Annotated in this window: 19 protein-coding genes, 1 tRNA gene and 1 pseudogene; 17 read left to right on the forward strand and 4 right to left on the reverse strand. The window is 66.7% G+C overall.

Translation table 11 applies throughout. From position 1 onward, the window contains the following. The first annotated feature begins 86 nt into the window (after positions 1–86). The 15 genes and pseudogenes from IPG97_08985 to IPG97_09055 all read left to right on the forward strand — a co-directional run bounded on the left by IPG97_08985 (position 87) and on the right by IPG97_09055 (position 12037). Complete coding sequence (locus IPG97_08985) at positions 87–827, forward strand: class I SAM-dependent methyltransferase (GenBank protein MBK6856661.1); 741 nt, start codon at positions 87–89, stop codon at positions 825–827. Next, positions 824–1516 (forward strand): hypothetical protein, encoded by a 693-nt coding sequence (locus IPG97_08990; protein MBK6856662.1) that lies wholly within the window; start codon positions 824–826, stop codon positions 1514–1516. The genes IPG97_08985 and IPG97_08990 overlap by 4 nt, the downstream gene beginning before the upstream one ends. Beyond that, entirely contained in the window at positions 1420–2367 is a 948-nt protein-coding gene (gene rapZ / locus IPG97_08995; GenBank protein MBK6856663.1) for an RNase adapter RapZ, read from the forward strand. The genes IPG97_08990 and rapZ overlap by 97 nt, the downstream gene beginning before the upstream one ends. 191 nt (positions 2368–2558) lie before the next feature. After that, positions 2559–3569, forward strand: a complete 1011-nt coding sequence (gene gap / locus IPG97_09000; protein ID MBK6856664.1) for a type I glyceraldehyde-3-phosphate dehydrogenase — start codon at positions 2559–2561, stop codon at positions 3567–3569. Positions 3570–3583: 14 nt separating this feature from the next. Beyond that, positions 3584–4727: pseudogene (locus IPG97_09005) on the forward strand (phosphoglycerate kinase). Next, on the forward strand, positions 4724–5500 hold the full coding sequence (locus tag IPG97_09010) for a triose-phosphate isomerase (protein ID MBK6856665.1): 777 nt from the start codon (positions 4724–4726) through the stop codon (positions 5498–5500). The pseudogene IPG97_09005 and the gene IPG97_09010 overlap by 4 nt, the downstream one beginning before the upstream one ends. Positions 5501–5780: 280 nt before the next feature. Next, complete coding sequence (gene sufB, locus IPG97_09015; protein ID MBK6856666.1) at positions 5781–7331, forward strand: Fe-S cluster assembly protein SufB; 1551 nt, start codon at positions 5781–5783, stop codon at positions 7329–7331. Continuing rightward, entirely contained in the window at positions 7331–8095 is a 765-nt protein-coding gene (sufC, locus tag IPG97_09020) for a Fe-S cluster assembly ATPase SufC (GenBank protein MBK6856667.1), read from the forward strand. The genes sufB and sufC overlap by 1 nt, the downstream gene beginning before the upstream one ends. After that, a complete protein-coding gene (gene sufD, locus IPG97_09025; protein ID MBK6856668.1) occupies positions 8092–9315 on the forward strand; it encodes a Fe-S cluster assembly protein SufD in 1224 nt (407 codons plus the stop codon). Before sufC ends, sufD begins: the two co-directional genes overlap by 4 nt. Continuing rightward, positions 9312–9890, forward strand: coding sequence for a putative Fe-S cluster assembly protein SufT (sufT, locus tag IPG97_09030; protein ID MBK6856669.1), 579 nt, complete (start codon positions 9312–9314; stop codon positions 9888–9890). Before sufD ends, sufT begins: the two co-directional genes overlap by 4 nt. A gap of 138 nt (positions 9891–10028) precedes the next feature. Beyond that, positions 10029–10268 (forward strand): preprotein translocase subunit SecG, encoded by a 240-nt coding sequence (gene secG, locus IPG97_09035; GenBank protein ID MBK6856670.1) that lies wholly within the window; start codon positions 10029–10031, stop codon positions 10266–10268. Positions 10269–10415: 147 nt separating this feature from the next. Beyond that, positions 10416–10784: a winged helix-turn-helix transcriptional regulator gene (locus tag IPG97_09040; GenBank protein MBK6856671.1), complete on the forward strand. Its 369-nt coding sequence runs from the start codon at positions 10416–10418 to the stop codon at positions 10782–10784. Further along, a complete protein-coding gene (locus IPG97_09045; GenBank protein ID MBK6856672.1) occupies positions 10781–11263 on the forward strand; it encodes an SRPBCC family protein in 483 nt (160 codons plus the stop codon). Before IPG97_09040 ends, IPG97_09045 begins: the two co-directional genes overlap by 4 nt. After that, entirely contained in the window at positions 11260–11835 is a 576-nt protein-coding gene (locus IPG97_09050) for a TIGR03086 family protein (GenBank protein ID MBK6856673.1), read from the forward strand. Before IPG97_09045 ends, IPG97_09050 begins: the two co-directional genes overlap by 4 nt. A 118-nt stretch (positions 11836–11953) precedes the next feature. Next, positions 11954–12037, forward strand: a tRNA-Leu gene (locus IPG97_09055). Positions 12038–12154: 117 nt separating this feature from the next. On the opposite strand, the gene IPG97_09060 is transcribed toward IPG97_09055, so the two are convergent. Then, the gene (locus IPG97_09060; protein MBK6856674.1) at positions 12155–12508 is read right to left on the reverse strand and encodes a hypothetical protein; all 354 of its coding nucleotides are present in this window, start codon (positions 12506–12508) and stop codon (positions 12155–12157) included. A gap of 68 nt (positions 12509–12576) precedes the next feature. Between IPG97_09060 and IPG97_09065 the strand changes: the two genes are divergently transcribed. Beyond that, complete coding sequence (locus IPG97_09065) at positions 12577–12891, forward strand: hypothetical protein (protein ID MBK6856675.1); 315 nt, start codon at positions 12577–12579, stop codon at positions 12889–12891. A gap of 314 nt (positions 12892–13205) precedes the next feature. On the opposite strand, the gene IPG97_09070 is transcribed toward IPG97_09065, so the two are convergent. Continuing rightward, positions 13206–13520: a transposase gene (locus IPG97_09070; GenBank protein MBK6856676.1), complete on the reverse strand. Its 315-nt coding sequence runs from the start codon at positions 13518–13520 to the stop codon at positions 13206–13208. Between the two features lie 237 nt (positions 13521–13757). Between IPG97_09070 and IPG97_09075 the strand changes: the two genes are divergently transcribed. Next, positions 13758–14798, forward strand: a complete 1041-nt coding sequence (locus tag IPG97_09075) for an IS110 family transposase (GenBank protein MBK6856677.1) — start codon at positions 13758–13760, stop codon at positions 14796–14798. Positions 14799–14870: 72 nt separating this feature from the next. On the opposite strand, the gene IPG97_09080 is transcribed toward IPG97_09075, so the two are convergent. Continuing rightward, positions 14871–15275 (reverse strand): transposase, encoded by a 405-nt coding sequence (locus IPG97_09080; protein MBK6856678.1) that lies wholly within the window; start codon positions 15273–15275, stop codon positions 14871–14873. Then, on the reverse strand, positions 15191–15727 hold the full coding sequence (locus IPG97_09085) for a transposase family protein (GenBank protein MBK6856679.1): 537 nt from the start codon (positions 15725–15727) through the stop codon (positions 15191–15193). Before IPG97_09085 ends, IPG97_09080 begins: the two co-directional genes overlap by 85 nt. Positions 15728–15741 lie beyond the last annotated feature (14 nt).

Here is a 15741-nt window from a genome sequence, read left to right on the forward strand (position 1 = left end):
CCTCCGAATCGTCCGAGCCGAGCTGGCCGGAACCGTGGCGGCGGCTTGCATCGGCGGAGGCTGGATCGACGCCTAGCGTGGAACCCATGGCCGACGACATCGACCTCTGGGAAGCTCATGCCGGCTGGTGGCAGGACGGCTTCACCGACGGGGCAGACCCCGAGTACACCGAACAGATCCTGCCGTTGGCCTCTGACCTGTTGGCCGGTTACAGCCGGGTTCTGGACGTCGGCACCGGAGAGGGCCAGGTTGCCCGCCTTGCCGTGGATGGTGGTGCCGAGTTGGTGGTGGGCATCGACCCGACCGCCAACCAGGTGGCGGAGGCTGCCCGACGTGGTGGTGGTCCCAGCTACGCCCGCAGCGGTGCCGATGCGTTGCCGTTCGCCGATGCCAGCTTCGACGCGGTGATCGCATGTCTGGTGTTCGAACACATCGAGGCGGTCGACGACGCGATCGGCGAGGTGGCGCGGGTGCTGTCACCGGGCGGACGGTTCGCCTTCTTCCTGAACCACCCTCTGCTCCAGACCCCCGGCAGCGGCTGGATCGACGATCAGGTGCTGGATCCGCCTGAGCAGTACTGGCGCATCGGGCCCTATCTGGTGGAGGACAGTTCGGTCGAGGAGGTGGAGAAGGACGTGTTCATCCCCTTCATCCACCGACCCATGAGCCGTTACGTGAACGCCATGGCCGACGCCGGGCTCACCCTTCGTCGGATGCTCGAACCCGCCCCCCCTCCGGGCTTCCTGGCGCGAGCCGCCGAGTACGCCGAAGCGTCTTCCATCCCTCGGCTTCTGGTGCTGGTGGCAGAGCGTGAGGAGCGGGTTTGACATCGTCGCCGTCGGACGGGGCGCTACAGGGTGCCGGGCCGGGATCCGGTGACGATGTCGGCCCCGACGAAGCCGACTCGGTGGCAGCCAACTCGCAAACAGAAGATCGGCCCGATGATTCCCGGCTGCGTGCCCTCGGACTCATCGGCGACCCGCCGGGGGATCGGGTAGGTGACGAGGACCCGACGTCGACCCTGCACCAAGACGTCGGGGGTGACCCAGGGGTGGCCGACACCCCGATGTGGTTGTCGCACCATCCGCCCCGTGACTACGAGCGCTGCGCGACCGTGGCCGGTCTGCATGTCTGTCGGCGGTGCCTGGTGCTGTACCCGTTGGCGCTGGTGGCCGGTGTCGTGGTGACCATCGGAGACTGGTGGGACGGGGCCTGGGACCCATGGGTGCTCTGGTTGTTCCCGCTACCGGGCGTGGTCGAGTTCGTGCTCGACAACCTCGGGGTGGTCTCCTACCGGCCGAAGCGCCAGGTCACCTTGTCGGCGATGGGTGCGGTGGCAGCGGGTGTGGGCTACGTGCGCTACTTGGGCGACTTCACCGATCCGCTGGTGTGGTCGGTGGTGGCGGTTTACACCGCGGCATGCCTTTCTGCGGCGGTGATCGGAGGGGTGCGTCGGCAGCGGGGCGCCCTGGCCGAGGCGTCAGAGCGGACCACGACCATCGGGGGACCGGGGTGAACGAGTACGCGATCATCAGTGGCCTGTCGGGGGCTGGTCGGTCGACCGCGGCCGACGTGTTGGAGGACCAGGGCTGGTTCGTCATCGACAACCTGCCCGTTGCCTTGATTCCCGACGTGGCTGGCTTGGTCCCGGTGTCCACCAGCGGTGACAGCCGCGTGGCCTTGGTGGTCGGGGCGTCGTCGGATCCCTACGAACTCTCCTCGATGCTGGCTTCGCTGCGGGCCAGCGGCGCCCGGGTCAGGACGTTGTTCCTGGACGCCCGCACCGACGTCCTGGTCCGTCGCTTCGAGAGCACCAGGCGGCGCCATCCGATCAGCGCCGGTGCCCTGTTGGAGGCCGCCATCGAGCGTGAACGCGAGCAGCTCCAGACGATCCGGGCCGAAGCGGACGCCATCATCGACACCAGCGACCTCAACGTGCACCAGTTGAGCCGACGGGTGGGGGAGATCTTCGACGATTCCACCGATGCACCCGGGATGCAGGTCACCGTCACCTCGTTCGGCTACAAACACGGCATCCCCGTAGACGTGGACCTGGTCTTCGACTGCCGGTTCTTGCCCAACCCCCACTGGGTGGAGGAGCTCAGGCCGATGGACGGACGAGACGATGCGGTGAGCACCTACGTGTTGGGAAGTGCAATCGCCGGGGACTTCCTCGGCCGCGTCGAGTCGCTGTTGGCCATGCTGGCTCCGGCGTACGAGGCCGAAGGCAAGGCATATCTGACGGTTGCCTTCGGGTGTACTGGGGGAAAGCACCGGTCGGTGGCGATCGCCGAGGAGATGGCGCGGCGCCTGGCCGGTCATGGTCTGGTGGCGGGGGTAGCCCACCGCGACGTCGACCGGAGCTGAGCGACGGCACGGGATGGCCGGGCCTCGCCGGGTTGGTTGGCTGGCTGGTTTGGCCAGGGATGGCTCGGCGGCGGGCGCGTCGGGCTTTCGTCGGGGTTCGGGGTGTCAACTAGGTTCCAGCCTGAGCCGGGCGGGTCGCCTGCGGCCCCGGACCCGGCGTCTCGAGACCATCCATGAGGGGTACTTCAGCCATGACCATCCGTGTCGGCATCAACGGGTTCGGCCGCATCGGCCGCAACTTCTTCCGGGCCGTCAAGCAGCAGGGCGCCGACATCGACTTCGTCGCCGCCAACGACCTGGGCTCGGTGGCCACCATGGCCCACCTGCTCAAGAACGACTCGGTGATGGGCCGCTTCGACGGCGATGTGAAGGTCCACGAAGACGGCATCGAGGTCGACGGTGACGTCATCAAGATCCTGGCCGAGCGCGACCCCGCCAAGCTGCCCTGGGGTGACCTGGGCGTAGACGTGGTGATCGAATCCACCGGCTTCTTCACCGACCGGGCCAAGGCCGCCGCTCACGTGGACGCCGGCGCCCCCCGCGTGATCGTGTCGGCCCCGGCCACCAACGCCGACGCCACCTTCGTGGTGGGCGTCAACGACGACACCTTCGACGCCGCGAACCACATCGTGGTGTCCAACGCCTCCTGCACCACCAACTGCTTCGTGCCCATGATCAAGGTCCTCGACGACGCCTTCGGCGTCGAGAAGGGCCTCATGAACACGATCCACGCCTACACCGGTGACCAGCAGCTGGTCGACGGCCCCCACTCCGACCTGCGCCGGGCCCGCAGCGCCGCCATCAACATCGTGCCCACCTCCACCGGCGCCGCCCGGGCCACCGGCCTGGTGCTCCAGGCCATGCAGGGCAAGCTCGACGGCACCTCGCTGCGTGTCCCGGTGCCCACCGGCTCGGTCACCGACTTCACCGGCCTGCTCAAGACCGAGGCCACCGTCGACCAGATCAACGAGGCGTTCAAGGCCGCCGCATCCGAGGGTCGCCTCAAGGGCATCCTGGCCTACTCGGAGGAGCCTCTGGTGTCCTCTGACATCGTGGGTACCCCGTACTCGGTCACCTTCGACTCCGGACTGACCATGTCCCAGGGCAACCTGGTCAAGATCCTCGGCTGGTACGACAACGAGTGGGGCTACTCCAACCGCCTCGTCGATCTGGTGAAGATCGTCGGCGCCGCCAACAAGTAGTACGGCGGCCACCCATGATCAACGGCGTTCCCCAACTGGAAGACCTCGGCGATGTCGCCGGTAAGCGGGTCCTGGTGCGTTGTGACTTCAACGTGCCGATCCGAGATGGCGTCATCACCGACGACCTTCGAATCCGGGCCGCGCTGCCCACCCTGCGCTGGCTCCAGGAACGGGGGGCGACGGTCACGGCGTGCAGCCACCTGGGTCGGCCCAAGGGAACGCCCGACCCGGCGTTCTCGATGGACCCGGTCCGGGCCGCCTGGCGGAGCTCGCACCGGGGGTCGAGCTGCTCGAGAACCTGCGGTTCTCGCCCGGCGAGACCGGCAACGACCCGGCCTTCGTGGCAGAAGCTGGTGGCCGGTCAGGACGCCTACGTCAACGACGCCTTCGGGGCGTCGCACCGGGCGCACGCCTCCATCGTGGGGCCGCCCGCAGTTCCTGCCGTCGGCCGCCGGGCGCCTGCTGGACCAGGAGGTCGAGGTCCTGCTGGGCTGTCGCAACGAGCCCCGCCGGCCCTTCATCTCGATCCTCGGCGGCTCCAAGGTGTCCGACAAGCTGGGCGTGATCAACGCCCTGCTCGAGGTGGTCGACGGCCTGGTCATCGGCGGCGGCATGTGCTTCACCTTCCTGGCCGCCCAGGGACATCATGTGGGGTCGTCGCTGCTGGAGTCGGACCAGATAGACACGTGTCGTCGGTCTGCTCGACAGCGGCGCCGTCATCCACCTGCCCTCGGACATCACGGCCCTCGGCCCGGGCGGCAAGATCGGCGATCCGTCGGCCGGCGGCGAGGTCCGCCAGTTCGGGCGAGACCTGCCCGACGGCTGGATGGGCCTCGACATCGGCCCCGGCACCGCCGCCGAGTTCTCCGACGTCATCGGCGAGGCCCGCCAGGTGCTCTGGAACGGCCCCATGGGCGTGTTCGAGGACCCCCGCTTCGAGGCCGGCACCCGCACGGTGGCCGAGGCCGTGGCCGACGCCCGTGGCTTCACCGTGGTCGGCGGCGGCGACAGCGCCGCAGCGCTGGCCAAGTTCGGGTTGGCCAACGAGGTCGACCACCTTTCGACGGGTGGCGGTGCGTCGCTCGAACTGCTGGAGCAGGGGGACCTCCCGGGCTCGGCCCTGGAAGCCCAACCCCGGAGCCCAAATGGCCAAGGTGACCCGCAAGCCGCTCATCTCCGGCAACTGGAAGATGCACCACAACCACTTCGAGGCCATCTCCACGGTCCAGAAGCTGGCCTACCTCCTCACCAAGGACGACTACGAGGCGGTCGACGTGTCGGTGCACCCGCCCTTCACCGACCTGCGCTCGGTGCAGACCGTGCTCGAGGCCGACGAGATCCCGGTGGCCCTCGGGGCCCAGCACTGCCACTGGGAGGAGAAGGGGGCGTTCACCGGTGAGGTGTCGCCGGCGTTCCTGGCCAAGCTGAACGTGAGCTACGTGATCGTCGGCCATTCCGAGCGTCGAGAGCTATTCGGTGAGACCGATGACATGGTCAACAAGAAGGCCAAGGCCATCCTCAAGTGGGGCATGACCCCGATCATCTGCTGCGGCGAGACCCTCGATGAGCGTGAAGCGGGCGGCACCGAGGAGAAGGTGGCCGGTCAGGTGCGGGCCGCTCTGGCCGGCATCAAGCCCGAGCAGGTCGCCGCCCTGGTGATCGCCTACGAGCCGATCTGGGCCATCGGCACCGGCCGCACCGCCAGCGCAGAGGACGCCCAGACCGTCTGTGCCCTGGTGCGGGCCACGGTGGCCGAGGTGGCCGGCGCGGAGGCGGCGGCTGCAGTTCGCATCCAGTACGGGGGCTCGGTGAAGGGTTCCAACGCGGTCGAGCTGATGGCCCAACCCGACATCGACGGTGCGCTGGTGGGCGGGGCCGCTCTGGTGGCCGAGGATTTCGCCGCCATCGTTCAGCACCACGCCGCCGACTGAGCGGCACCGAGGCCACCGTCCGGGCCGGTTGCGGTGGTCCTATTTGGCTTGGATTTGCGGATCGAAATGAATTTTTCTAGTCCTGGTCGGATATATGGTTCGGCGGAAGCGAGCCGGTAGGCTCACACCGTTGTGGGGCGAGGATGAATGCTTCGACGACAATGTGGACCCGGACTGCGCCCAGGGAATGGCACGGGTGCATGAGAGCGTTGAGGAACAAGTGATCGAAGCTGCCGAGCGATGCCCCGCCAAGGGCTCATCCACAGAGGTCAAGTGACCCATGAACGACCCAGTTCCAACCAGCATTGATCTGGCTCAGGAGGACAACCGGGTGACAGGAGTCGACGACCTGTTCGAGGTGATCGACGCACCGGCGGGCTCGGGAGGATCCGAAGCCGAACTGATCGCCGACGTGGTGAGCCGGGACTACGCCTACGGGTTCCACACCGATCTGGACACCGACCTCGCGCCCAAGGGGCTCAACGAAGATGTGATCCGGTTCATTTCGGCCAAGAAGGAAGAGCCCGAGTGGCTCCTGGAATGGAGGCTCACCGCCTTCCGGCACTTCTTGACTATGGAAGAGCCCAACTGGGCCTACGTGAACATGAACCCGATCGACTATCAGGACATGTACTACTGGGCGGCGCCCAAGCCCAAGGGTCCGGCCCCCGAAAGCCTCGACGACATCGACCCCGAGGTCCGGGCCATGTTCGACAAGTTGGGCATCTCCCTGGCCGAACAGGAACGGCTGTCGGGCGTGGCGGTGGACGCCATCGTCGACTCGGTGTCGGTGGCCACCACCTTCAAGGACAAGCTGGCCGCTGTCGGAGTCATCTTCTGCTCGTTCTCCGAGGCCGTGCGCGAACACCCCGACCTGGTGCGCAAGTACCTGGGGTCGGTGGTGCCGGTCCGAGACAACTTCTTCGCCACCCTCAACTCGGCGGTGTTCTCCGACGGCTCATTCGCATTCGTCCCCAAGGGTGTGAAGTGCCCGATGGAGCTATCCACCTACTTCCGCATCAACGCGGCCGAAACCGGCCAGTTCGAACGGACGTTGATAATCGCCGAAGAGGGCGCATCGGTCAGCTACCTGGAAGGTTGTACCGCTCCCCGTCGGGACGAGAACCAGCTTCACGCCGCCGTGGTCGAGCTGGTTGCGCTCGACGACGCCTCGATCAAGTACTCGACCGTGCAGAACTGGTACCCCGGTGATGCCGACGGAAACGGCGGCATCTACAACCTGGTCACCAAGCGAGGTCTGTGCAAGGGACCGCGCTCCAAGATCTCCTGGACCCAGGTGGAAACCGGCTCGGCCGTCACCTGGAAGTACCCGAGCGTGGTGCTCCAGGGAGACGACTCGGTGGGCGAGTTCCACTCGGTGGCGGTCACCACCAACCACCAGCAGGCCGACACCGGCACCAAGATGATCCACATCGGCCGCAACACCACCAGCACCATCTTGTCCAAGGGCATCTCGGCCGGTAAGGCCCAGAACACCTACCGGGGCCAGGTCAAGGTGCTGCGGTCGGCCACCGGGGCCCGCAACCACACCCAGTGCGACTCGCTGCTGATCGGTTCGGAGTGCGGTGCCCACACCTTCCCCTACGTGGAGGTCAAGAACGACAGCGCACAGGTCGAGCACGAGGCGTCCACGTCCAAGATCGACGAGGACCAGCTCTTCTACTGCCGCCAACGGGGTCTCACCGAGGAGGACGCCACTTCCATGATCGTCAACGGGTTCTGCCGCGAGGTGTTCGACGAGCTCCCGATGGAGTTCGCCGTGGAGGCCCAGGCCCTCATGCGGGTGAGCCTCGAAGGGAGCGTCGGCTGATGCTCGACATCGCAGGTTTGAAGGCGTCGGTCGAGGACCGACAAATCCTCAACGGTTTGGATCTACACATCCCGGCCGGAGAGGTCCACGCCGTGATGGGGCCGAACGGCGCCGGGAAGAGCACGCTGGCCCAGGTGTTGGCCGGCCGTGACGGCTACGAGGTCAGCGGATCGGCCACCCTCGACGGCGCCGACCTGCTCGGACTCAGCCCCGAGGAACGGGCCGCGGCCGGGGTATTCCTGGCCTTCCAGTACCCCGTCGAGATCCCCGGGGTGGGAAACATGTACTTCCTTCGCACTGCGGTCAACGCGGTGCGCGAGGCTCGCGGCCAAGAGCTCTACGACGCCCGCAACTTCCTGACCGCGGCCCGGGCCCTGATGGCCGAGCTGGAGATGGACCCGGCCTTCCTCAGCCGTTCGGTGAACCTGGGTTTCTCCGGTGGCGAGAAGAAGCGCAACGAGGTCCTCCAGATGTCCATGCTGGAACCGCGGCTGGCCATCCTCGACGAGACAGACTCGGGCCTGGACATCGACGCCTTGCGGGTGGTGGCCGAAGGCGTTCAGAGGATGCGTTCCCCGGAGCGATCCATGCTGATCATCACCCACTACCCCCGGCTGTTGGAGTACGTGAAGCCCGATCGGGTCCATGTGCTCAGTGCGGGTCGGATCGTGCGCAGTGGCGGACCGGAGCTGGCCTACGAACTGGAAGACGAGGGCTACGCCGCCACGGTGGCAGACAGCTCCCGTTCGGCTGGTGTGTCGTGACCATCTGGGACGACGCCCCGGCGTTGCCGTCCAAGAGAGACGAGCCTTGGCACTACGTGTCGGTGCCTTCGATCACCCGCGTTCCCTACGAGGCGGTTGGGGGTCAGGGTTCGACCGATGCCCACCAACGGGTGGCCGCGGACCTGATCGGGCGATTGGTCGCTGACCTGGACGGTCCGCGAGTGGTAACGATCAACGGGGTCATCTGTGAAGCGTTGTCACGTTCGGCCACCCAGTCGGGCCTGACGTGGAGCGGCGATCCAGGCGTGGCGGCGGGCTTGACCGGTGCCGGTGCCGCTGAGCCAGCCGACGGCTTCGAGGCCCTCAACCGGTTGCACGCACCGACTGTCATCGCGGTTGCGGTCGACGACGGTGTGGTGGCCGATCCGATCCAGGTGGTCCACATCACCATCGGCGAGGTGCCCGATGGCACGGGTTCCCCCGGGGCGGCCAGCCCCCGGACCGCGGTGAGGGTGGGGGCGGGAAGCCATGCCACGGTGATCGAGACCTACTTGAGCGGGCCAGGGGAGTTGCTGGTCAATGCCTCGACCTCGGTGTCGGTGGGGGAGGGAGCCACCCTCCACCACCACCGCATAGAACTGGACGACACCGCCACCACCCACCTGGGTCGCACCGAGTTCGACCTGGCGGCCGGGTCCAGCCTGCGCTCGACCAGCTTCACCGCCGGCGCCACCCTGGCCCGAGCCGCCACCCTGGTGCGCCTGGCCGGAGAGCACGCCACCGCTGAGATAGACGGCCTCTACCTGCCCACCGCTGGGCGCCATCACGACCATCTGGTCACCGTCGACCATGCCTCGTCGCACTGCAACAGCTCCCAGCGGTTCAAGGGCGTGGTGAGCGCGGGTGGGAGAGGATCTTTCACCGGTCATGTGGTGGTCCGTCCGGGAACGGTCCGTACCGATGCCCAGCAGTCCAACCGCAGCCTTCTGCTCGATTCGTCTGCCCGGTCAGACACCCGCCCATGGCTGGAGATCCTTGCCGACGACGTCCGGGCCAGCCATGGAGCCACGGTGGGACGCCTCGACGATGACGCCCTCTTCTACCTCCGCAGTCGAGGAATCCCTGAGCTCACTGCCCGTGAACTGCTGATCGACGCCTTCACCGGTGAGATCGTGGAGATGGTGGATCAGGTCGAGGTCCGTGACCACCTTCGTAGCGTCCTGCCCGAGCTCGGGTCCCACTCTGGAGGCACACAATGACCGCGTCAGACCCCGCCCCATCCGACGGGAAGGGACGTAGCAAGAGCGTTGCCCTGCGCCGAGACTGCCTGGCCACCACCGTCCCCCAGGGCGAACGCGTCTCGCTGTCGGCCGGCGGTCTGGTCACGTTGGTCCAGTCGTTGGGCGGGAGCTTCACGGTGCGTACCGAGATGGGCACCCTGTTGCGGATAGACGGCGCCGACTGCGACGCCTTGGGGCTCGAAGCTCCCGAGCGGCGGGTTCAGATCCTGTCGGGTGGCCCGTTCAACATGGACAAGGTGACCGAGGCGCTGCACACGGTCTATGACCCCGAGATCCCGGTGAGCATCGTGGAGCTCGGCCTCATCTACCGCTGTGACGAGGTGATCGATGCAGGCGGCAAGCGCCACATCCAGATCGACATGTCCATGACCGCCCCGGGCTGCGGCATGGGCGATGTGTTGCGTGCCGATGCTGGCCGTGCGGTTGCTGCCCTACCTGGCGTGGACGAGGTCGATGTGACCCTGGTGTGGGAGCCGCCGTGGTCGGTTGACCGCATGTCCGAGGAAGCCCGCCTCCAGCTCGGTCTGCTCTAACCCCGGGGTGAGGTGGTCGGGAGCGTCGTCCCCGCTCGTGCTGGGGCACAGTACGGCCGACGATGATGCCGGTCGGGCGGGGGCAGCCAGCTATCCTGCTTCGGTCCCTGGCAACGGGGATACCGCACTGAAAGGTCAATCGTGGTCCCGTTTCTCGTAGTCATCCATGTGATCGTGTCGATCGGCCTGCTGGTGTTGGTGTTGTTGCACAGCGGTAAGGGCGGCGGCCTTTCGGACATGTTCGGCGGCGGCATGGGCGCCGCGGCGCAGGGCTCCACCGTGGTGGAGAAGAACCTGGATCGCATCACCGTGGCGTTCGCGGTGGCCTTCGGCTTCACCTCGCTCGCTCTCGGCCTGATGATGAGCACCCCCACCTGACCATTCGGGGTCGACAATTCGGCGGGTACCTGGTCGGCGCAACGGTGGCCCGCGCCCGGACCGTTATTCAACTGGTTGGTTGACAACCTGCCTCCCTGGGCATACCGTCTTCATCAACCAAACGGTTGATGAAGGTGATGTGTCGGGATGGAAGAAGCGCAGATCTCCAAGGTGTTCGCGGCGCTGGCCGATCCGACCCGCCGAGACATCGTGGCCCGCTTGGCGGTGGCCGATGCCACCGTCAACGATCTGGCTGAGCCCTACGACATATCGGTGCAGGCGGTGTCCAAACACATCCGGGTCCTGGTCGATGCCGGCCTGATCACCCAGCGGCGAGATGCGCAGAAACGCCCCTGCCATCTGGAAGCGGAGGTGTTCGACCTCATGACTCGCTGGATCGAGCGCTATCGACGCCAGGCCCAGGCACGATTCGAACGACTCGACGCGGTGCTGGCCGAGATGGCGGCCGCGGAGGACCCTGAAGTGACCGTACCCAGACAAGGAGAAGCATCATGACCACCCCGACCCGCTATCAGGCCACCATCGAGGCCGACACCGAGGTCCCGGTCATCCGGATCACCCGCGACTTCGACGCCACCCCTGCTCAACTGCTCAAAGCCCACACCGACCCCGAGGTCTACGCCCGTTGGATCGGGCCCGACGGCATGGATACCCGCATCCTCGACTGGGATGCCACCGACGGCGGTCGTTGGCGCTACGTCGCTGGCCGTGACGGCGAGGAGTACGGCTTCCGAGGCTGCTTCCACGAGGTGAGCGAGCGCCGGATCGTCCAGACCTTCACCTACGAAGGGATGCCCGAGGGCGTGGCATTGGAGACGCTCACCTTCGAAGACCTGGGTGACGGCCGCACCCGACTACACGCCCAGTCTTTGGTCGACAGCTTCGAAGACCGAGATGCCTTGCTGGCCAGCGGCATGGAAACAGGCGTGAACGAGGGCTACGCCAAGCTCGACGCCCTGGTCTGTGACCTGTGAGCACGTCACAGGCCGGCGACCATCGCAACATAGCGGCCGCATTCTCGGCCACGGTGCGAGCTATCGAGGTCGACGCCGAGCAACACCACGACATCTGGGACCGCCCGGCGCCACCGGAGGGGTGGCTGGCCCGAGATGTGGTGCGTCACCTGGTCGAGTGGTTGCCATCGTTCCTGGAGTCACAGACCGACATCAGGTTTCCGGTCGGACCCAGCGTGGACGAGGACCCCGCTGGCGCCTGGCGGGTGCACGCCGACGCGGTCCAGGCTCTGCTGGACGACGCAGCGGTGGCCGATCGGGTCCACGAGTTCCCTCACATCGGTGCCATGTCGTTGGCCCAGGCCATCGACATGATCTACACGCCCGACGTGTTCCTGCACCGATGGGATCTGGCCCGCGCCACTGGCCAAGACGAGACCCTCGACCCCGACCGATGCGCAGGAATGCTCGAAGGCATGCTCCCCATGGACGACGTGTTGCGCCAGAGCGGCCATTACGGCCCCAAGGTGGATGTGCCGGAGAACGCCACCGCTCAGACGAAGCTCCTGGCCTTCATCGGCCGAACCCCCTGAGCTTGGAACTTCCAGCGACTAACCAGTCGTCGTGGCGGACCATGGGGATGCCTTTGCTGGGGGAGTGGGGCCGCGCGCTACAGTGACGACCCTCACCGGGCGCACCCGGAGAGGCCACGTCGGAGTGGCGGAATTGGCAGACGCGCTAGCTTGAGGGGCTAGTGCCCTTAGGGGCGTGGGGGTTCAAGTCCCCCCTCCGACACGAAAATGGTGCAGAATCGCAGGTCAGAGGGCATTTTCTCTCGGTCGACTTGAACCCCCACGGTCCCGGCGGGACCTGTCTCACAAGTGCTGACACATTCCGGATGAGTGGGAACTGTCAGTCGGGGACCGGTGGCTTACGGACTAGCGCTTCGTCGAATGCCATTGTGAGACAGGTGAGGGCCACGTATTCGTTCGAGCTTTCGGCGGTCGCTGCTTCGTCTACCAGCCAGTCCCACAGTGATTGTGGGGCTGGGCCGACAGCATCGAGCAAGTTCTGTACGGCGGTGGGGTCTGCTGCTGCCACGACATCGCTGCAGTAGCCGTCGTCGGGAATGCCCCATGTCCGCGCCAGATCGAGCAGGGGCGCGATCGACGCTGGCACGGCGGAACGATCCAGCTCGATCACCCACACTCCGCAGTTCTCGCACGCCGATGACGGAGTGCTGTAGCCGCATGCCCAGCAGGTCAAGGGGTCCAGCCTGCCACTGCGGGGCGGTTGCTGGACGAGGGATGGTTTGTCAAGAGATCCTGACAATCGTGAGTGTGATCGCTTTGGACCAACTTCCAGCGGACCCGGTTGAGGCGCTTCGTGAACTCACCCGTGGTGAAGCTGAACTGGAACGGGTGCGGCTGGAACGGGTCCGGGCTGCACGCGAGGCCGGTGTGTCGTGGGATCGGATCGGTGCGGCTCTCGGTGTCACCCGCCAGGCTGCTTGGGAGTACTTCAACCGCGACCTGCGGGACCGCCTGGCTCTCAACGTCGACTCCAACGCCGAATTGACCGAGGAAGAAGCGATGAAGCTGGCGGTGGAGGAGTCTCGAGCGGTCCGTCGTCGTCGGCGCACCTCCTGACCCGCGGCTCGATGCGTGTGATGCCGGACACGAACGTGGTCGTGTCCGCTGCGATCAGCAAACGGCGCCCCGCATCGCATCCTTCAGGACCTGGTTGGCCCACCGACCGTTCGAGTTGACTATCTGCCCTCAGCTGCTGGCCCCGAGGTCGCCGAGGTCTTGACCGAGCGGCCGAAGCTACGTCGATGGATCAGCCTGGACGATGCCCGAGCTCTGCTCGACCGGTTTGGAACCGAAGCGGATCTAGTCGAAGACCCAGATGAGATCGGCCCGACCACCCGGGACTCGGACGACGATTACCGGCGCTTCGGATTTCACGGGGAAGTGGGTGTGATGGTGGGGAGTAGGTCCCAGTTCGGCTTGCCGGCGTGGAGCAGGGTGCGGATCCGGTAGTTCCGGAACGATGTGAACCCGTAGGCGATGCGCTTGACGACCTTGATCAGGTTGTTCGCTGCCTCGGTGGGACCGTTGGAGACGTGGGCTTGATGCCACGCTGCGATCTGGGTCCGCCACTTCGTGATCGTCCGGCCGAGCTGGCGGATCTCGGGAGGACAGGACTCGTCTTGGAGATCCGCACCAAGCTGGGTGACGAACTCGAGGGCCAGGTCGGGGTCGTGGTGGTCATACATCGACCGGACGACCTCCTTGGCGTCTGTGTCATCGTCGGGTTGTCCCGCAGGGTTCGCTCCCTCTTTAGCTGCCTGCCTCCGGGTGTGGCCGCTTGGCACATGTGCGGCTCTGCGGGACGCGTCGGGACCGTCCGGCGTGGCTTGATAGGAGCCTGATCAGAACCCGAACAGACGCATGCCCACCAGACGGTCCCTGGCGCCTCGCCAACCATCATCGAGAGGCCAGGAGGCATGTTCATGATCACCATCGGAGGCGATTCACACAAGCGGACGCACACGTTCGTCGCGGTCGACGATCTCGGACGCCAGATCGCCGAGACGACCGTCGCTGCGACCAGCGACGGCCATCTCGCCGCGTTGGACTGGGCTCGCCAGTGGCCCGACCGGCGCTGGGCGCTCGAGGACTGCCGGCAGGTCACCCGCCGGCTCGAAGGCGACCTGTTGCGGGGCGGCGACAGCGTGTTGCGCGTCCCGACTCAGTTGATGGCCGGGGCCCGGCGCTCGGCCCGTGAGCCCGGCAAGTCCGACCCCATCGATGCCATGTCCGTGGCCCGTGCCGCGCTGCGTGAACCCGGGCTTCCTCACGCTCGTCTCGACGGGCGAGAGCGGCACTTGAAGTTGCTGGTCGATCACCGAGAAGACCTGGTCGGAGAGAGGACGCGCATCCAGTCGCGTCTTCGCTGGCACCTGCACGAGTTGATGCCCGAGCATGCTGTAGCGCTGCGGACTCTGGACCGCTTCCACGTTCTCGCGGACGTTCGTGCCCGCCTTGACGCGCTCGATGGCCCGGTGGCCGCCATCGCTGTCGAGCTGGTGGACCGCACCCGGGAGTTGACGGTGCGGATCAACGAGCTCACCCGCGAGATCACCGCCATGGTTACCGATCTCGCGCCAACGCTGCTCGCGCTCCAGGGCTGCGGGCCACTCAGCGCTGCGAAGCTCGTTGCTGAGGCCGCTGGCATCGACCGGTTCCGATCGCGCTCGGCGTTCGCCCGATGGAACGGGACAGCACCGATCCCGGTCTGGACCGGCAACGAGAAGTTCCGCCTCAGCCGCGGCGGCAACCGTCAAGCCAACGCCGCGATCCATCGCATCGCGATCAGCCAGTGGCGCGACCACGGCCCGGGGCACGACTACATCGCAAGACGGATCGAAGGCGGTGACCCGAAACGATCCGCGATCCGCGCTCTCAAGCGCCGCATCTCCGACGAGGTCTTCCGCAGGCTCCGCGACGATCTGGACCACCGCGAGAGCGCTGAAACCGCCTCGGCGGCATGACCGTTTGACATAGGAGCATGTGCCAGGCCATGCGGACCTCGCCTCGTGGGTCACCGGCTTCGAGCAGGCCCATCAGCTTGTCCTGCCCTTGTCGTCGAGGCGTTCGCTGGCCTTGGTGAGCAGTCGTCTCGATCGGTAGAGCGGGTCGTTCTTGTGGCCTCGGTGGCCGAGGGTGTCGTGCTGCACGCGGCGGCGAACCTCGTCGAGGCGGGTGTTGGCCAGCTTCACGAGATGGAACGGATCCGCGACCTGGACCGCGTCGGGGAGCATCGTCGTGAACGCGAGCCGCCACGGCCCTGACAGGTCCAGCACTGCCCAGTCAATCGCGTCGAGCCACGCCGGATCCCGGCCGGCCAGCCACTCACAGGCCCCGATCGAGGAGCGACCGGGGATCACGTCGAGGAGCTGGCCTCGGCGGACGTCGACGATCGAGGTGGACCAGTGCTGGGTGCGCCACGGTCCGAGCCGGGCGAACAACGTCTCATGCAGGCCCAGGGCTTCGACCTCGCCGATCCGCTCAGGGTCCTCGACCAGCGGTGTCCCATAGGCGATGACGGTGTTGTTGATCGTGTGCCATCACACCCGAGCTCGACGGCGAGTTCGTTGACGCTGCGACGGAACCGGCCGACCTGCTCGGTCACCCACCGCCCCGCTCGATCGGTCATCACCAACCGGGGCGCCGCGATGTGGCCGGCGGTCTCGGTGAAGGACCCGACCGCACACGCCGGGGCCGGACACGACCACCGGTGCTTGTGCCACACCAGCCGCGCCGGTCGCCCGAACGCCGCCATGTCGACCAGCTCCACCGGCCGCTGGTCCTTCGACCACACCGGCCCGCCACAACCAGGACACACCGGCCGCTCGCTGCGGGTCTGGACGTGCACCCGGACCGGGCCACCGTGCTCGTCGTCAGCTCCGAGCACGGTCACGTCACCCAGCCCTA

This window comes from Microthrixaceae bacterium, assembly GCA_016702505.1.
Taxonomy (GTDB): domain Bacteria; phylum Actinomycetota; class Acidimicrobiia; order Acidimicrobiales; family Iamiaceae; genus Aquihabitans.

Excerpts from the sequence above, each read along its gene's own strand:
- IPG97_08985 (MBK6856661.1), top strand. The coding sequence starts at position 87 with ATGGCCGACGACATCGACCTCTGGGAAGCTCATGCCGGCTGGTGGCAG.
- rapZ (MBK6856663.1), top strand. The coding sequence starts at position 1,420 with ATGCCTTTCTGCGGCGGTGATCGGAGGGGTGCGTCGGCAGCGGGGCGC.
- gap (MBK6856664.1), top strand. The coding sequence starts at position 2,559 with ATGACCATCCGTGTCGGCATCAACGGGTTCGGCCGCATCGGCCGCAAC.
- sufB (MBK6856666.1), top strand. The coding sequence starts at position 5,781 with ATGAACGACCCAGTTCCAACCAGCATTGATCTGGCTCAGGAGGACAAC.
- sufC (MBK6856667.1), top strand. The coding sequence starts at position 7,331 with ATGCTCGACATCGCAGGTTTGAAGGCGTCGGTCGAGGACCGACAAATC.
- sufT (MBK6856669.1), top strand. The coding sequence starts at position 9,312 with ATGACCGCGTCAGACCCCGCCCCATCCGACGGGAAGGGACGTAGCAAG.
- IPG97_09040 (MBK6856671.1), top strand. The coding sequence starts at position 10,416 with ATGGAAGAAGCGCAGATCTCCAAGGTGTTCGCGGCGCTGGCCGATCCG.
- IPG97_09045 (MBK6856672.1), top strand. The coding sequence starts at position 10,781 with ATGACCACCCCGACCCGCTATCAGGCCACCATCGAGGCCGACACCGAG.
- IPG97_09070 (MBK6856676.1), bottom strand. The coding sequence starts at position 13,520 with ATGTATGACCACCACGACCCCGACCTGGCCCTCGAGTTCGTCACCCAG.
- IPG97_09075 (MBK6856677.1), top strand. The coding sequence starts at position 13,758 with ATGATCACCATCGGAGGCGATTCACACAAGCGGACGCACACGTTCGTC.